14 protein-coding genes are annotated in these 17,165 nt (G+C 66.5%); 11 read left to right on the forward strand and 3 right to left on the reverse strand.

Going from position 1 to position 17,165, the window contains the following annotated elements; translation table 11 throughout:
• The first annotated feature begins 65 nt into the window (after positions 1–65).
• Genes H8M03_RS07555 through H8M03_RS07590 form a run of 8 tightly spaced genes read left to right on the forward strand, consistent with a single transcriptional unit; the run spans position 66 to position 12,954 of the window.
• Complete coding sequence (locus H8M03_RS07555) at positions 66–2,369, forward strand: TonB-dependent receptor (protein ID WP_187478859.1); 2,304 nt, start codon at positions 66–68, stop codon at positions 2,367–2,369.
• The gene (locus H8M03_RS07560; protein ID WP_187478860.1) at positions 2,369–3,433 is read left to right on the forward strand and encodes an N-acetyltransferase DgcN family protein; all 1,065 of its coding nucleotides are present in this window, start codon (positions 2,369–2,371) and stop codon (positions 3,431–3,433) included. Before H8M03_RS07555 ends, H8M03_RS07560 begins: the two co-directional genes overlap by 1 nt.
• Before the next feature lie 10 nt (positions 3,434–3,443).
• Entirely contained in the window at positions 3,444–5,051 is a 1,608-nt protein-coding gene (locus H8M03_RS07565; protein WP_187478861.1) for a serine hydrolase, read from the forward strand.
• Positions 5,048–6,793 (forward strand): N-acyl-D-amino-acid deacylase family protein, encoded by a 1,746-nt coding sequence (locus H8M03_RS07570; protein ID WP_246448798.1) that lies wholly within the window; start codon positions 5,048–5,050, stop codon positions 6,791–6,793. Before H8M03_RS07565 ends, H8M03_RS07570 begins: the two co-directional genes overlap by 4 nt.
• Before the next feature lie 29 nt (positions 6,794–6,822).
• Positions 6,823–10,335, forward strand: coding sequence for a hydantoinase B/oxoprolinase family protein (locus H8M03_RS07575; RefSeq protein ID WP_187478862.1), 3,513 nt, complete (start codon positions 6,823–6,825; stop codon positions 10,333–10,335).
• Positions 10,335–11,045 (forward strand): DUF969 domain-containing protein, encoded by a 711-nt coding sequence (locus H8M03_RS07580; RefSeq protein WP_187481000.1) that lies wholly within the window; start codon positions 10,335–10,337, stop codon positions 11,043–11,045. The genes H8M03_RS07575 and H8M03_RS07580 overlap by 1 nt, the downstream gene beginning before the upstream one ends.
• Complete coding sequence (locus H8M03_RS07585; protein ID WP_187478863.1) at positions 11,042–11,995, forward strand: DUF979 domain-containing protein; 954 nt, start codon at positions 11,042–11,044, stop codon at positions 11,993–11,995. The genes H8M03_RS07580 and H8M03_RS07585 overlap by 4 nt, the downstream gene beginning before the upstream one ends.
• Positions 11,992–12,954 carry a DUF2891 domain-containing protein gene (locus H8M03_RS07590; RefSeq protein WP_187478864.1) on the forward strand — a complete coding sequence of 321 codons (963 nt, stop codon included), beginning with the start codon at positions 11,992–11,994 and terminating at the stop codon, positions 12,952–12,954. Before H8M03_RS07585 ends, H8M03_RS07590 begins: the two co-directional genes overlap by 4 nt.
• On the opposite strand, the gene paaD is transcribed toward H8M03_RS07590, so the two are convergent.
• From paaD to hppD, 3 genes are read right to left on the reverse strand one after another with little or no spacing between them, the layout of a single operon-like run.
• Positions 12,941–13,405, reverse strand: coding sequence for a 1,2-phenylacetyl-CoA epoxidase subunit PaaD (paaD, locus tag H8M03_RS07595; RefSeq protein ID WP_187478865.1), 465 nt, complete (start codon positions 13,403–13,405; stop codon positions 12,941–12,943). The two genes, H8M03_RS07590 and paaD, sit on opposite strands and share 14 nt — an antisense overlap.
• 9 nt (positions 13,406–13,414) lie before the next feature.
• Positions 13,415–14,611 (reverse strand): 3-oxoadipyl-CoA thiolase, encoded by a 1,197-nt coding sequence (gene pcaF / locus H8M03_RS07600; protein ID WP_187481001.1) that lies wholly within the window; start codon positions 14,609–14,611, stop codon positions 13,415–13,417.
• Positions 14,608–15,699: a 4-hydroxyphenylpyruvate dioxygenase gene (gene hppD / locus H8M03_RS07605; protein ID WP_187478866.1), complete on the reverse strand. Its 1,092-nt coding sequence runs from the start codon at positions 15,697–15,699 to the stop codon at positions 14,608–14,610. Before hppD ends, pcaF begins: the two co-directional genes overlap by 4 nt.
• Before the next feature lie 140 nt (positions 15,700–15,839).
• Between hppD and H8M03_RS07610 the strand changes: the two genes are divergently transcribed.
• The 3 genes from H8M03_RS07610 to H8M03_RS07620 are packed head-to-tail and all read left to right on the forward strand — an operon-like array spanning position 15,840 to position 17,159.
• Positions 15,840–16,112 (forward strand): 4a-hydroxytetrahydrobiopterin dehydratase, encoded by a 273-nt coding sequence (locus H8M03_RS07610; RefSeq protein ID WP_187478867.1) that lies wholly within the window; start codon positions 15,840–15,842, stop codon positions 16,110–16,112.
• The gene (locus H8M03_RS07615; protein ID WP_187478868.1) at positions 16,109–16,594 is read left to right on the forward strand and encodes a hypothetical protein; all 486 of its coding nucleotides are present in this window, start codon (positions 16,109–16,111) and stop codon (positions 16,592–16,594) included. The genes H8M03_RS07610 and H8M03_RS07615 overlap by 4 nt, the downstream gene beginning before the upstream one ends.
• Before the next feature lie 49 nt (positions 16,595–16,643).
• Positions 16,644–17,159: a flavin reductase family protein gene (locus tag H8M03_RS07620; RefSeq protein ID WP_187478869.1), complete on the forward strand. Its 516-nt coding sequence runs from the start codon at positions 16,644–16,646 to the stop codon at positions 17,157–17,159.
• The last annotated feature ends 6 nt before the right edge of the window (positions 17,160–17,165 follow it).

Below are 17,165 nucleotides of genomic sequence, written 5' to 3' on the forward strand. Positions count from 1 at the left end.
ACAATTCGCACCGCAATTTTCGGGCGCCTTGGCGGCGTCCGGGCAATGAGAGAAGGGGAGTGGCAATGAAAAATCTGGGATTCACCGCACGAACGGCGTTGTTCGCATCGGCCGGAATGGCAGCCATGCTGATGGCCGGCACGGCCCACGCGCAAATCCAGGAGCAGCAGCCGCCGCCGCAACAGGACGATAGCGCAACCGATGCCGACCCGGCGGAAATCATCGTCACCGCGCAGAAGCGCGAGGAGTCCATCCTTGCCATTCCGCAATCGGTCAGCGTCGTCGGCGGCGACACGCTTGAGCGGCTCAACGCTAGCAGCTTTCAGGACTTCGCCGCGCTTGTCCCGGGCCTCAGCCTGACGGAAACCAATCCCGGCAACACCCGCATCGTCCTGCGCGGCGTCAATACCGGCGGCGTCAGCCAGACGGTCGGTGTGTATGTCGACGAGACGCCGTTCGGATCGAGCAGCGGCCTGGTCAACGGCGCCATCCTCGCCGGCGACTTCGACACGTTCGATGTCGCCCGGCTGGAAGTCCTGCGCGGGCCGCAGGGTACGCTCTATGGCGCAAGCTCGCTTGGCGGCGTGATCAAATACGTCACCAACGCGCCGCAGCTCGGCCAGAATGGTGGACGGGCGCGCGTGTCGGTCGAAAGCGTCAAGGGCGGCGAACTCGGTTTCAACGTGGCCGGCGTCGGCAATGCCGCGCTGGGCGACACGGCTGCCCTTCGCGTTTCCGGCTTCTATCGCAAGGAAGCTGGCTTCATCGACGCCGAGGCCGGCTGGTCGAACCTGCTCGGCTCCCCGTCGATCGGTGGCGACGACATCAACGACGCCAAGGTTTACGGCGGCCGTGCGCAATTGCTGTTCGAGCCGACCGACCTGTTCAAGGTCCGGCTGTCCGCCGTCACCCAGCAGATCCATTCGCACGCGTCGTCCGCGATCGAAGTCGACGACGACACGCTCGACCCGGTCGACGACCGGTACATCCAGACGGTCTTCATTCCGGAGTTCAACAAGACGCGCTATACCGTGCTCAACGGCACGGCCGAATATGACTTCGGCTTTGCGTCATTGCTGTCCTCGACCAGCTACGCGCGGCTCAAGCAGACCTTCCTGACCGACCTGACGACGACCTACGGCTTTGCCGTATCCTTCATCTTCGGTGGACTTGTCCGGCCGTTGGGCGCGCAGCAGGACCAGTTGACGGGTTTCAAGAAATTCACGCAGGAATTCCGACTGACGTCGCCTTCCGACGATCGCTTCGAATGGCTGCTCGGCGCTTACTACACCAACGAGCGCGGCAAGATCGTCCAGGACATCAACGCCTTCGACGTCGACACCGACACACTTGCCACGGACATTCCAAACCTCGCCAACGCGACGCTGCCGAGCAAATATCGCGAAGTCGCCGGCTTTGCGAACGCGACCTTCCATTTCAACGAGACCTTTGACCTGACTGGCGGCGTCCGCCTCAGCCGCAACAAGCAGGAAGCGAGCCAGGTCCTGGACGGGCCGCTGGTCGGTGGGCTGACGACGTTCGACGATCTCAACTCGTCCGAATCCGTGTTCACCTATGCCCTTGCACCGCGCTTCGAGCTGAGCCCGAACACCGCGCTCTATGCGCGCGTCGCGACGGGTTACCGGCCCGGTGGTCCGAACGTGCTGGCGCCCGGCGCACCGCCGGAATTCGCAACTTATGACGCTGACCGGCTGACCAATTACGAAATCGGGCTGAAGACCGACATCGGGCGCCGGCTTTCGTTCGATATCGCCGGCTACATCCTTAAGTGGAAGGACATCCAGCTGTTCGTCGTCGAGGACGGTGTCGGGTTCAACGCCAACGGCGGCAAGGCCACGTCCTACGGCCTGGAATCGACCATGACCTACCGGCCGTTCCGGGGCCTCCAGCTGCTTGGCAACGTCGCTTACGTTCACGGGGAGCTGGACGAGAACGCCGGCGCCACGGGCGGGCGCAAGGGCGATCCCCTGCCGTGGGTGCCGCGGCTGAGCGCCAGTCTCAATGCCGATTACGAATGGCCGATCGCTGTCGATACCCGCGCCTTCGTCGGCGGCGGCGTGCGCTATGTCGGCAAGCAATACGCCAACTTCGACGCCGATTACCGCACCGCCAACGGCCGCCAGCGCCCGATCAATCCGTACGGGGTGCTGGACCTTCGCGGCGGCGTTGAATTCCGCAACTTCAACGTCGAGGCCTACATCCAGAACCTGACAGACTCGCACGGACTGACATCGGCGGACCTGCCGACCGACGCGTTTCTCGGCACGCCCGTGCTGCCCAATGGCGCGGTCAGCGCCGCGGTCATTCGGCCGCGGACGATCGGGGTCACCCTCGGCATGGAGTTCTGATGGCCAATGTGACTGCCGTCACACGTGAACCGTCCAGCGAACAGGAGCTGCCGCACCCGTACCTCCTGTTCCTGGGCGACACGGTGCATCCGGGGTTCGCCAAGACGGCGTTCGGCCTGAAGCAATGGGCGCCGGAGCTGTGCCTTGGCCAGTTTGCGCTGCCCAGCGCGCAGATCGACCTTGGCCTGCCCAACCTTCGGCCCGCCGAAGCGCGCGCGAAGGGTGCCCGCGCCCTGGTCATCGGGGTCGCCAATTCGGGCGGCTTCATCGCGGCGTCGTGGATCCCCGCACTGGTCGAGGCGCTGCAGGACGGGCTTGATATCATCAGCGGCATGCACGCGCGGCTCGGCGATATCGCGGAGCTTCGCTACACGGCGGAACGGCACGGTCGGCAACTGATCGACATCCGCACCCCGCCGCCGCGGATTCCGATCGCCACCGGCCTCAAGCGCAGCGGCAAGCGGCTGCTGACCGTCGGCACCGACTGCGCCTTGGGCAAGAAATATGCCGCATTGTCGATCGCGCGCGCCTTTGCCGAGCGCGGCGTTGACGCCGATTTCCGCGCCACCGGCCAGACCGGCATCATGATCGCCGGCAGCGGCATTCCGATGGACGCCGTCGTTTCCGATTTCGCTGCCGGGGCGGCGGAACTGCTCAGCCCGGACGCGGCGCCAGACCATTGGGACGTGGTCGAGGGCCAGGGTTCGATTCTTCATCCGGCCTACGCCGGCGTTTCGCTGGCCCTACTCCATGGGAGCCAGCCGGACGTGTTCGTCGTCTGTCACGACCCGGGCCGGACGCACCTGCTCGGCGACGAACAGTTCGCCCTGCCCCCGGTCGAGGAGATTATCGATCTCACCGTCCGCCTCGGGTCGCGCACCAACCCGGCCATCCGTTGCGGCGGCATTGCTCTGAACACGTCTAAGCTGGAAGCGCAGGAAGCCGAGGCCCTGTGCGCAGCGGAATCGCGACGGCTTGGCTTGCCCGTGGCCGATCCCATCCGGGGCGGTCCCGCCTTCGACGCGCTGATCGAGAATTGCCTCGCCGCGCCCGCCAGTAGCTGAGGATAGAAATATGCTGACAGCCGGCTTCAAGTTGCTCGCCCGCAGCCGCGCCCTCCTGCTCGTCACGGCCGCTGTCGCCACGCCCGCCTGGGCTGCTCCGCCCGATGGTTTCGCCCAGCGCGTCGAACAGGTCCGCACCAAGATCGGCGTGCCCGGCGTCGCCATCACGATCGTCGAGAACGGGCAGCCGACATTGGCCCAGGGTTGGGGCACGCAAATGGTCGGCAGTAACCGGCCGGTCGGCCCGCAAACCATCTTCCAGACGGGATCGACCGGCAAGGCGTTCACCACCGCCGCGCTCGCCATCCTTGTCGACCAGGGCAAGCTGAAATGGGACAGCGCGGTGATCGACTACATGCCGTGGTTCCGGATGTACGACCCGTGGGTCACGCGCGAGATCACGGTGCGCGACCTGCTGGTCCACCGCAGCGGGCTCGGCCTTGGCGCGGGCGACCTGTTGTTCCTGCCGAACAGCGACCTGTCGCGGCGCGAGACCGTGGAACGGCTCGGGCGGATCAAGCCCGCGACCAGTTTCCGCAGCGGCTATGCTTATGACAACGTCCTCTACATGGTCGCCGGCCAGCTGATCGAGGAAGTCAGCGGCCGCACCTGGGAGCAATTCGTCCGCGAGCAGATTTTCGCGCCCCTGGGCATGAACGAATCCACCGTGTCCGACCGGGAATATCTGGCGACCGCGGACCGCGCGCACGCGCATGTCCGGTCGGACGGGCCAATCGTCGGGCTGGGCGCGCAAAAGCCGCTCGACGGCGATGCGCTGATCGCCGCCAATGCCGCGCCCGCCGGTGGCCTGTCGATCAGCGCCGACGACATGAGCCGCTGGCTGCAGGTGCAGCTCGCGCGCGGCAAGATTCCGGGCAGCGACCGGCGCTTGTGGTCGGAGGAACAGGCCGCGCAAATGTGGGACCCGGTGGTGATCCAGCCGATCGCGCCGGCCATCCCCGGGTTCGAAGCCGTGCAGCCCAATTTCGAAACCTATGCGCTGGGTTGGGACGTGCGCGACTATCGCGGGGCCAAGCTGATCTGGCACGGCGGCGCGGTCTTCGGATCGCTTGCCGCGGTCGCCCTGCTACCCGACCGCAACGTCGGCATCTACATCGCCGCCAACGCCAACGAAGGGCAGCTGGTGCGCGGCCTGCTGTACGAATTGCTCGATCATTATCTCGGCGCCCCCGCGGCGGGCTGGCCCGAAAAGTATGACGTGATCCGCACCAAGCGCATCGCCGATGCCGCCGCGCAGGTACAGCAGGAAGAGAAGGCTCCGGTGAAGGCTGGGCCGTCCCTGCCGCTCGACCGATATGCCGGCGACTTTACCGACCCGTGGTATGGCACGATCAACGTCCGCCGTGCAGGCCAAGGCCTGCACATCGAATTCCCGCATTCGACGGGGATGGACGGGCCGCTCACCCACTATCAATATGACACGTTCCGGACGAACCCGACGCTGAAATGGGTGGAGCCGGCCTATGTCACCTTCTCGCTCGGCGCCAACGGCACGGTCGAGCGAGTGACGATGAAACCGGTTTCGCCGATCGCCGACTTCAGCTTCGATTTCCAAGACCTGTTGTTCACGCCGGCCGCCAAGGGGGAAGCCAAGTGAAGCCAAACAAGATCACCAGGCCGCTGGCCATCGCGTCGCTGATGCTGCTCGCCGGTTGTGCGACGACGACGGCGCCTGACCAGGTTGCGACCTACGACCTGTTGATCCGCAACGGCACGATCTACGACGGCACCGGCGGTGCCCCATACGTTGGCAACGTCGGCATCACCGGCGACCGCATCGCTTACGTCGGACCGCCGCGTCCTGCCCGGTCCGGACGGATGGTCGATGCGGGTGGGCTCGCCGTCGCGCCGGGCTTCATCAACATGCTCAGCTGGGCAACCGAATCGCTGATCGCCGACCCGCGCGCGCAAAGCGACATTCGCCAGGGCATCACCACCGAAGTCATGGGCGAAGGCTGGTCGATGGGGCCGCAAACGCCGGAAATGAAAAAGTCGTCGATCGAGCAGCAGGGCGATTTCAAGTTCCCGATCGAATGGACCACGCTTGGCGAATATCTGACCTACATGGAAAAGCGCGGAATCGCGCCCAACATCGCGTCCTTCGTCGGCGCGACCACGGTCCGCCAGCATGAGCTGGGCGAGCGCGACGTTGATCCCAACCCGCAGCAGCTGGACCGCATGCGCGGCCTCGTCCGCCAGGCGATGCAGGAAGGCGCGATGGGTGTCGGCAGTTCGCTCATCTATCCGCCCGCTGCCTTCGCCGAAACCGACGAACTGATCGCGCTGGTGACCGAAGCCGGCAAGTGCGGCGGCATGTACATCAGCCACATGCGATCGGAAGGCGACCGCTTGGTCGAAAGCGTGGACGAGCTGATCGAGATCTCCCGCCGCTCGGGCGCGCCGGCCGAAATCTATCATCTCAAACAGGCCGGACGCGCCAACTGGGGCAAGCTGGACGCGGTCATCGCGCGGGTCGAAGCGGCGCGGGCGCAGGGCCTCAAGATCACCGCTGACATGTATACTTATACCGCCGGCGGCACCGGGCTCGCCGCGTCCATGCCGCCCTGGGTGCAGGAGGGCGGCGTGGAGGCGATGCTCGAAAGGCTCAAGGATCCCAAGGTCGTCGCACGGGTGAAGGCCGAAATGGTCCGCCCGGGCAGCGACTGGGAAAATCTCTATCACCATGCCGGGCCGGACCGCGTGTTGCTGAGCAACATCGTCGACCCGTCGCTCAAGCCGTTGATCGGCAAGACGGTCGCCCAGGCGGCCAAGGACCGCGGCGTCAGCCCCGAACAGCTGGTAATCGATCTTACGCTGGCCGATCGCGGCCGCATCGGCGCGCTCTATTTCCTGATGAACGAAGACAATGTGCGCCGCCAAACCAGCCTGCCGTGGATGAGCTTCGGGTCCGACGCCGAAGCCGCCGCGCCCGAAGGAATTTTCCTGAAGTCCAGCACGCACCCGCGCGCATATGGCAACTTCGCCCGCTTCCTCGGCAAATATGCGCGCGACGAAAAGACCGCGCCGCTCGCCGACGCGGTTCGCCGGCTGACCTCGCTACCGGCCGACAACCTTGGCATCCGCGATCGCGGCCGGCTGGCGCCCGGGATGGCGGCCGACGTGGTCATTTTCGATCCCGCGACGATCGCCGACCACGCGACGTTCGAACAGCCGATGCAATATGCGACCGGCGTGCGCGACGTGTTCATCAACGGCGTTGCCGTCCTGCGCGACGGCAACCACACCGGCGCGACCCCGGGCCGCTTCGTCAAGGGACCGGGCTGGACCGGCTGGCCCGGCGGCGGCGCGTGCGCGAACGGCGGCAAGCGCCCGCAATAAGGGCCGCGCCTTGAGCGGCCGGAGCGCGCATGCTTGAAGGCGGCGTGGCTGGCGGCTGGACATTCGCGATCGATCGCGGCGGCACTTTCACCGACGTGATCGCCACCTCGCCCGGCGGCGAGACCGTGGTCGAGAAACTGCTGTCGGAAAATCCGGGCCAGTATGACGACGCTGCGCTGGAGGCGATCCGGCGCGTGCTGGCGCGATCCGGCGGCGGGACGGTCGAGGCCGTGCGCATGGGCACGACGGTCGCCACCAATGCCTTGCTCGAACGCAAGGGCGACCGCGTGGCGCTGGCCATCACGCGCGGCTTCGGCGACGCGCTACGCATCGGCTACCAGGCGCGACCCGAAATCTTCGCGCGCCACATCGTCCTGCCCGACCAGCCGTACGAGATGGCGGTCGAGATCGACGAACGCATCGGTGCCGATGGCGCGATCGTCCGCGCGCTCGACGAAGACCAGGCGCGGGCAGCCCTGCAGTCGGTACGCGAGGTTGGTATCGACAGCCTTGCCATCGTCCTCGTCCATGGCTGGCGCTTCACGCAGCACGAGGCGCGTCTGGCGCACATCGCTGCCGAACTCGGCTTCGCGCAAATCTCCGTCAGTCACGAGGTCGCGCCGCTGATCAAGCTGATCGGCCGCGGCGATACGACGGTGGTCGACGCCTATCTGTCGCCGGTGCTGCGCCGCTACGTCGACCGCGTCGCCGCCGGATTGCCCAAGGCCGCGCGCCTGCAATTCATGCAGTCCAACGGCGGCCTTGCCGACGCCGGCGCCTTTCGCGGCAAGGACGCAATCCTGTCCGGTCCGGCAGGTGGTGTCGTCGGCATGGTCGCGGCCAGTGCGCCGCATTTTGGCGATGGCGAGCCCCACCGACTGATCGGCTTCGACATGGGCGGCACCTCGACCGACGTGTCCCACTATGCCGGCCGGTTCGAACTGTCCGACGAAAGCGTCGTCGCCGGCGTGCGCATCCGTGCGCCGATGATGCACATCCACACCGTCGCGGCGGGCGGCGGAAGCATCTGCAGCTTCGACGGCATGCGCTTTCGCGTCGGCCCGCAATCCGCCGGCGCCCACCCCGGCCCGGCCTGTTACCGCAACGGCGGGCCGCTGACCGTGACCGATTGCAACCTGTTCCTGAAGCGCATCGATGCGGGCGCCTTTCCCGCCGTGTTCGGCCCGGACGGCAGGCAGCCGCTCGATCCCGAGGCGTCGCGGGCTCGGTTGCAGGAAGTCGCCGACGCGCTTGGCGGCGCCAAGACGCTCGAAGACATTGCCGACGGTTTCCTCGCCATTGCGGTCGACAACATGGCCAAGGCGATCCGCAAAATAAGCATCGCGCGCGGCCACGATGTCACCCGCTACACGCTGGCCTGCTTCGGCGGCGCCGGCGGCCAGCTTGCCTGCCGCGTCGCGGATGCGCTCGGCATCGAACGCATCCTCATTCACCCGCTCGCCGGCGTGCTGTCCGCTTATGGCATCGGCCTGGCCGACGTGAAGGTAATCCGCGAAGCCAGCTTCCTGCAGCCGCTCGGCAGCGACGTCGCCGAACCCCTCGCTGCGCTGGAAGCGGCGGCTTTAGGCGCGCTCATCGACCAGGGCGTTGGCCGCGACGCCGTCACGCTCATCCGCCGCGCACGCCTGCGCTATGCCGGGAGCGACACTACGCTCGACGTCATGCTGGCCGACGCGGCGGCGATGCGCGCCGACTTCGAAACGCTGCACCGTGCGCGCTTCGGCTATCTGGACAGCAGTGCCGGGATCGTCATCGACGCCCTGGTCGTGGAAGGCGTCGGCCATCGCGGCACGAAGGCAACGGACACCGCTTCCGGGGTTGAGGGCGAGCCGGTCCCCGGCCCCGCCCTGATCGCCGAGGCGACGTCCACCACTGTCGTCGAACCGGGCTGGACCGCGCGGCGCGCCGGTGACGGCACGCTGCTACTCGCCCGCACCGTGCCGGCCGAGCGCGCCTATGCCGCCGGGACCGATGCCGACCCGGTGATGCTGGAGATTTTCAACAACCTGTTCATGGCCATCGCCGAGGAAATGGGCGTGGCGCTCCAGGCGACGGCGACCAGCGTCAACATCAAGGAGCGGCTCGATTTCTCCTGCGCGCTGTTCGACGCGAGCGGCGCGCTGATCGCCAATGCGCCGCACATTCCCGTGCACCTCGGGTCGATGGGCGAAAGCATCCGCCACATCATCGACACGCGCGGGCACGGAAAGGATGGGCGCGGCATCCGGAGCGGCGACGCCTACGTGCTCAACGACCCCTATCGCGGTGGCACGCATCTGCCCGACATCACGGTCATCATGCCGGTCTTCTATGGCGACGGCGACAGCGCGCCGTCCGCTTTCGTCGCCGCGCGCGGGCACCATGCCGATATCGGCGGGATCGCGCCGGGATCGATGCCGCCCGACAGCCGGTCGATCAGCGACGAAGGCGTCCTGATCGACAATGTGCTGATGGTCGACGCGGGCGAATTCCGCGAAGCCGCGATGCGCGCGCTATTGGCGACCGGCGAGCATCCGGCGCGCAACATCGACCGCAACATTTCCGATCTGCGCGCCCAGCTTGCGGCGTGCGTGCGCGGCGCGGAAGGATTGGTCGAAGCGGTCCGCGACTATGGCCGCGACGTGGTCGATGCCTACATGCGCCACGTCCTCGCCAATGCCGAGGAATCGGTGCGCCGGCTGCTCGGCCGGCTCGACGACGGCGATTTCGATTATGCGATGGACAATGGTGCGAATGTCGGCGTTGCCATTCGCATCGACAAGGCCAGCCGTTCGGCCGTGTTCGATTTCACCGGCACGTCGGCGCAACTGCCCGACAATTTCAACGCGCCCTTTTCGATCATCCGCGCCGCTTCGCTTTACGTACTGCGGACCCTGATCGACGATCCCATTCCGATGAACGACGGCTGCCTGCGCCCGGTCACCCTGATCGTGCCCGACGGCTCGATGCTCAGCCCCGGCTTTCCCGCCGCAGTCGTCGCCGGCAATGTCGAAACCAGCCAGGTCGTTACCGACACCCTGTTCGCCGCGACCGGGCGGCTGGCGCCGAGCCAGGGGACGATGAACAATTTCACGTTCGGCAACGAGGCTCATCAATATTATGAGACCATCGCCGGCGGATCGGGGGCAGGCATCGACCATGACGGGACCAGCGCCGTGCAGACGCACATGACCAACAGCCGCCTGACCGACCCGGAAATCCTCGAGACCCGCCACCCGGTGCGGCTGGAGCGCTTCGCCATCCGCCGCGGGTCCGGCGGCGTTGGCCGCCACCGCGGCGGCGACGGCGTTATCCGCGATCTCGCTTTCCTCGAACCGATGCGCGCCAACATCCTAGCCAATCGCCGGGCAGTCGCGCCGCGCGGCATCGCCGGCGGTGCGGACGCCAGCCCCGGGCGCAACTGGGTCGAGCGCATCGACGGCACCATCGAGACACTGAGCGCCACGGCCTCGGCCGAGATGCAGCCCGGCGACCGCTTCGTCATCGAAACGCCCGGCGGCGGCGGCTTCGGGCGCGCATGATGACCTATCTCCCACTGCTCGGCATCCTGCTCGTCGTGGTCGGCTTCGCGCTTCGGCTGAACCCGATGCTGGTGGTGACCGCGTCGGCGATCGTTACCGGCCTGCTTGGCGGGATGGACCTCATCGAAGTCATCTCAATCTTCGGCAAGGCGTTCAACGACAATCGCATCATCGCCATCGTGTGGATCGTGTTGCCGGTCATCGGCCTGCTGGAGCGCTTCGGCCTGCAGCAGCGCGCGGCGACGCTAATCCGGGGCTTCCGCAAGGCCAGCGTCGGCAAGCTGCTCGTGCTCTACCTGCTGTACCGCCAGGTCACCGCGGCCATCGGCCTGCATTCGACCGCCGGGCATCCGCAAACGGTCCGCCCGCTGGTGGCGCCGATGGCGCTGGCCGCTGCCGAAAAGCAGCATGGCGAGCTGGAGGAGGAGACGTCGGAAAAGGTAAAGGCCTATGCCGCCGCGACAGACAATGTCGGCCTCTTCTTCGGCGAGGACATTTTCTTCGCCATCGGCTCGATCGTGCTGATCCAGCAGACCCTAGTTACCTACGGCTACAATCTCGCCCCGCTGCAACTGGCCGTATGGGCGATCCCCACGGCCATCCTCGCCTTCCTTATCCACGGCTTCCGGCTGCTGCTGCTCGACCGCAAGCTTGCTCGCACGCATCGGCCGTTACCGCCGGTCGCGGAAGCCGCGGAGGTCAGCGAATGATCACGCTGACCTGGCTCTACGGTCTTGCCGGCGCGATGTTCGCCGCATTCGCTGTCCTCAGCGCCTCCGACCGAAGCAACGGCAAGCGGTTTGGCAACGCCGCTTTCTGGGGGCTGATGGCGCTCAGCCTGCTGGCGGGCGATTATCTTGGCGGATTCGGCAACGGTCTGCTGGTGCTCGGCCTGGCCGGACTTGCGGGTTTCGGGCTGATCGGCCGCAGCAATCCGCCCACGACCAGCGATGCAGAGCGCGAAGGCTGGTCGACGCGGCTGGGCAACCGGCTGTTCCTGCCCGCGCTGATCATCCCCGCTACCGCCCTTTTCGGCACCCTGCTCTACAATTACACGCCGGTCGGCGATCTGGGCTGGATTGAGGACAAGCGCGAAACCTATGTCCTGCTTGGCCTGGGCGTGCTGATCGCCATCGCCGTCATCTTCGTCTGGCTGAAACCGCCGGCGGTGGCGCCGTTGCAGGAAGGTCGGCGGCTGATCGACGCGATCGGTTGGGCGGCCGTGCTGCCGCAGATGCTCGCCGCGCTTGGCGTGCTGTTCGCCGCCGCCGGGGTCGGCACGATCATCGGCGACGTCACCGCGTCGGTCATTCCGGACGGCAGCGTCTTCCTGACCGTGCTTGTCTTCGCCGTCGGCATGGCGCTGTTCACGATGATCATGGGCAACGCCTTTGCTGCTTTCCCGGTCATGGCCGCGGCAATCGGCGTGCCCTTGCTGATCCAGGGCTATGGCGGCGATCCGGCGGTGATCGGCGCAATCGGCATGCTGGCCGGCTTTTGCGGTACGTTGATGACCCCGATGGCAGCCAACTTCAACATCGTCCCCGCCGCGTTGCTGGAGCTCAAGGATCAATATGGGGTGATCAAGGCGCAGGTGCTGACCGCCGTCCCCCTCCTCATCGGCAATATCCTGCTGATCTATTTCCTGGCGTTCCGATGAGCGGGCTGACGCAGGCAATGGCGGCGCAGATGGCGGGGATCGCGCTCGGCCATGTCGCCAGGCCCTATCCGTACAAGATGGACCACGTGCTGCTCGATGACGGCGACGCGCGCCCGCCGCGCGCGCTGCACCCGATCTTCTTCGGCAGCTTCGACTGGCACAGTTGCGTCCACGGCTGGTGGACCCTGCTGACCCTGCGCCGGCTGTATCCCGACATGGCGGAGGCACGCGCCATTGCCGAACTCGCCGATGCCAGCTTCACCGCGCAAAAGGTGGCGGTCGAACGCGCTTACCTCGACCGGCCGATGTCAGCGGGCTTCGAGCGGCCGTACGGCTGGGCTTGGCTGCTCTACCTGCACCTTGAAGCCACGCGCCACGGCGACCGCGACTGGGGCGAGCGCCTGCGGCCGTTGGCGGATGCGTTCGCCGACCGCTTCCGGCGCTACCTGGCGATCCTTACCTATCCGATCCGCGCGGGGACGCATTTCAACACCGCCTTCGCGCTGATCCTGTCGCTACAATGGGCGCGGGCGTTCGATGCCGATCTCGCAGGGCTGATCAGGGAAAAGGCCCAGGGCTGGTTCAAGGGCGATGAAGGCGCGCAGGCGTGGGAGCCGAGCGGTGACGATTTCCTGTCGCCGACGCTGACCGAGGCGGTGCTTATGCAGCGGGTGCTGGGCGATGGCTTCGATCCATGGTTCGCGGGCTTCCTGCCGAACCGCGACCAGCGCCGCCCGGAAACCCTCTTCACCCCGGCAACGGTCAGCGACCGCAGCGACGGCAAGATCGCCCACCTCGATGGATTGAACCTCAGTCGCGGCTGGTGCTGGCGGCTGCTGGGCGAGCCGCAGGTAGCGCAGGCGCATCTCGACGCGGCGATGCCGCACCTGTCCGGCGATTACATGGGCGAACATTGGCTGCAGAGCTTCGCCCTGCTTGCCCTGCTCAATGACATTTGAAGCGGTCGAACGGCTCTAGACAGCTGTTGCAGCGCCATTGCGCCTTGCACGGAGTCGACCCGAAGCGGCTGATTTCCGCCGTGTCGGCCGACCCGCATAAAGGACATTCCGCCCGGTCCGACGGGCTGGGCGGCGCGACCCCGTACGCCTTCAGCCGCTCATGCCCCCGCGGCGTGATCCACTCGGTAGTCCAGGGCGGAAACAGCACGCGCTCGACATAGACGTCGCGATAGCCCGCGGCATCGAGCGCCTCGCGGATCATATGTTCGATTGCCACCGTCGCCGGGCAGCCGGTGTAGGTCGGCGTCACCTGCACGCGCGGCGGGTCGAGCCGGACACCGCGGACGATGCCAAGGTCAGTGATGCTGACGGCCGGGATTTCCGGGTCCGGGACCGTGTCCAGGACCGCCATGATCGCGTCTTCGTTCAGGGTCGCAGCAGCCGTCGCCATGCGCGCATCCTACACCCGTTCGATGGCGAGCGCGATTCCCTGGCCGACCCCGATGCACATGGTGGCCAACGCGCGCCGGCCGCCGCTGCGCTGCAGCTCGAGCGCGGCGGTACCGGCCAGTCGTGCGCCGGACATGCCGAGCGGATGGCCGAGCGCGATCGCACCGCCGTTGGGATTTACCCGCGGGTCGTCGTCGGCGATGCCGAGCTTGCGCAGCACGGCAAGGCCCTGCGCGGCAAAGGCCTCATTCAACTCGATGACGTCGAAATCCGCCAGGGTCAGCCCAAGCCGTTTGACCAGCTTTTCCGAGGCCGGCGCCGGGCCGATGCCCATGATGCGCGGCGGAACGCCCGCCACCGCAGCGCCAAGGACGCGGGCGATGGGCTTGAGGCCGTTGCGCTCGGCGGCGTCGGCAGATGCGATCAGCAGCGCCGCCGCCCCGTCGTTGACGCCCGACGCATTACCCGCGGTGACGGTGCCGTCCTTGCGCACGATCGGCTTCAACGCCGCCAGCTTGTCGAGGCTCGTGGCGCGCGGATGTTCGTCCGTGTCGACCAGCATTGGATCGCCCTTGCGCTGCGGAATTTCGACCGCGACGATCTCTTCCGCCAGCCGGTCGTGCGCGGCAGCCGCTTTTTCCTGGCTGCGCAGCGCGAACTTGTCCTGGTCCTCGCGGCTGATGCCGAATTCCTGCGCGACGTTCTCGCCAGTGCTGGGCATGGTGTCGTCGCCATATTGGTCGCGCATCCGCGGATTGACGAAACGCCACCCGATGGTGGTGTCGTACATTTCCGCGTTGCGGTCGAATGCGCTGGTCGCCTTGGCCATGACGAACGGTGCGCGGCTCATGCTTTCGCTTCCCCCCGCGACGATCATCTCGCCCTCGCCGCCGCGGATTGCCCGCGCCGCCATCGCCACCGCGTCGAGGCCGGAGCCGCACAGGCGGTTGAGCGTGACCCCGCCCGAACTGTCGGGAAGCCCGGCGAGCAGGCCGGCCATGCGCGCGAGATTGCGATTATCCTCGCCCGCCTGGTTGGCGCAGCCGAGAATGACGTCGTCGATCTCGCCCCAGTCGACCTGCGCGTTGCGGTCGATCAGCGCGCGGATCGGGATGGCCGCGAGGTCGTCGGCACGCACGCTGCTGAGCGCGCCGCCGTAGCGGCCGATCGGCGTGCGGACATAATCGCAGATGAAGGCGTCGGTCAGAGGACGCCCCGGCGCATCTGGTCGAGCTCGATCGATTCGAACAGCGCCTTGAAATTGCCCTCGCCGAAACCTTCGTTGCCCTTGCGCTGGATGATCTCGAAGAAGATCGGGCCGATCACGTTCTGGGTGAAGATCTGCAGCAGCAGGCCCTGCCCTTCGGTGGGCGCGCCGTCCATCAGGATACGGCGCTTTTCAAGCTCGGGAATGTCTTCCTCGTGGCCTTTGATGCGCTCCGGCAGCATCTCGTAATAGGTGTCAGGCGTGTCCTGGAATGGAATGCCGCGGGCGCGGATCACGTCGACCGATTTGTAGATGTCGTCGGAGCCGAGCGCGATGTGCTGAATCCCCTCGCCCTTATATTCGCGCAGGAATTCCTCGATCTGGCTCTTGTCGTCCTGGCTCTCGTTGAGCGGGATGCGAATCTTGCCGCAGGGCGACGTCATTGCCTTGGAAAACAGGCCGGTCTGCTTGCCTTCGATATCGAAGTAGCGGATCTCGCGGAAATTGAAGAGCCGTTCGTAGAAGTCGGCCCAGGTCGCCATGTTGCCGCGGTTCACGTTGTGCGTGAGGTGGTCGATATAGGTCAGGCGGCTGTCGGCGTCCCGTTCCAGCTCCCGCCAATTGTCGTGGAAGTCGAAGTCGGTGTCGTAGATCGTCCCGCCCTCGCTGCCATATTGGTCGACGAAGAACAGGCGCGACCCGCCGATCCCCTCGATCGCCGGAATGTCGAGCTCCCCGTCGCCCTTGGCGACGTGGACGTCCTTCGCGCCAAGCTTCAGCGCGCGTTCGTGCGCTTTCTTCGCGTCCTTGACGCGGAAGGCCATGGCGCAGGCGCTGGGGCCGTGGTCCCGGGCATAATGTTCGGCATAGCTGCCGGGTTCGGCGTTGATGATGAAGTTGCAGTCGCCCTGGCGGTGGAGGGTAACGTTCTTGCTCTTGTGACGGGCAACTTCGGGAAAGCCCATCTTGGTGAACAGGTCGCGCAGCAGGTCGATGTCGGGCGCGGTATATTCGACGAATTCGAAGCCGTCCGTGCCCATCGGGTTTTCAAGGCCAAGCGGGCCGACGTCCAAGGTGGCGGTTGCCATAAATCCAATCTCCCTTTGCGGCCCCAACTGCGCCCGCGAACGAGTCATTTCAAGGCAAGGGCCCGCCGTTTCTCGTGCGCGGGCGGCGCCACGTCGCGCGATTTCGTCTATCGCCGCCTTTGCAGGACAGGAGAATCGCGATGGATGCGCCGGACGGCTGGGTTGAGGAAGACGGCGGCAAGGCGCTGCTGCGCAGTTTCACCTTCAAGGATTTCGAAAGCGCCTTCGCCTTCCTGACCCGGGTGGCGATGCACGCCGAAAAGGCCGATCACCACCCGGAGTTCACCAGCGTCTGGAACCGCGTCGATTTCCGGCTGACCAGCCACGATGCCGGGCGTATCACCGACCGCGACATCGCGCTGGCGCGGGCCATCGACGGGATCGCGGCGGATAGTCACGGGAGCCACACATGATCAGACCGACCCTGCGCCTTGCCCTGTTGCCCGCCGCGCTCGCGCTGGCCGCGGCGGCCCATCCGCCGGAAATCGAACAGCAGCTCGCTTTCCTCGCCGGCGACTGGACGATGGCGGGCAAGGAAAGCCAGTATCGCGACAATTGCACCTGGTTCGACGACCGCAGCTTCATCGTCTGCGACACGACCGACGGGCGGCCAGGCGGCCACCACAGCGTCGCGGTGCTCGGCTGGTCGAAGGCCGACGGGCATTTCACTTACCAGCAATATGACAACAGCGGCCGCAGCCGGACCGAGCGCTGCTACCCCAACGACCGCAAGGGCATCACCTGCCTGGGGTCGCTGAAGACCGACGAGGGCTTCGTCGAAACGCGCAGCCACATCTGGCCCACCCCCACCGGTCTTGGCATCAGCCAGGACCGGGCCACGAATGGCGGCGCGTTCAAGGAGGTCGGCCGGGTCGATTATATCCGGCGGCGCTAGCCCAAAGCCCCGGTGGAGCTTTTGGCGCGGGCCGTTATAGCCTGACGCGATGCCCGCCGACGCTCATCCCCGCGAATATCGCAGCGGATCGGACCTGCGCACGCTGCGCGATGCCCTGGGCTCGTTTGCCACCGGGGTGACCGTCGTCACCTGCGTCGATGCCGATGGCGTGCCGTTCGGGCTGACGGTCAACAGCTTCACCTCCGTGTCGCTGGACCCGCCGCTGCTGCTGGTCTGCATCGCCCGCCAGGCGCGCTGCGCGGCGGAGCTGGCCGCTTCACCCAATTTCGCGGTCAACGTGCTGCAGACCGGCCAACAACCGGATTCGATCCGCTTTTCCACTCGCGACCAGGACCGGTTCGGAACGACGACCTGGGCGACCGGGGAGACCGGCGCGCCATTGCTGACCGATTCGCTCGCGGTGTTCGAATGCGAACGCCACGCCATCCACGACGGCGGCGACCACGACATCCTTGTCGGGCAGGTGGTGCGGGCAAGTTTCGACCCGAACATGGACCCGCTGCTTTATTTCCGCGGCAGCTATCGCCGGCTGCACTTCGGCTAGACGACG

Source organism: Sphingomonas sabuli (genome assembly GCF_014352855.1).
GTDB classification, from domain to species: Bacteria; Pseudomonadota; Alphaproteobacteria; order Sphingomonadales; family Sphingomonadaceae; genus Sphingomicrobium; species Sphingomicrobium sabuli.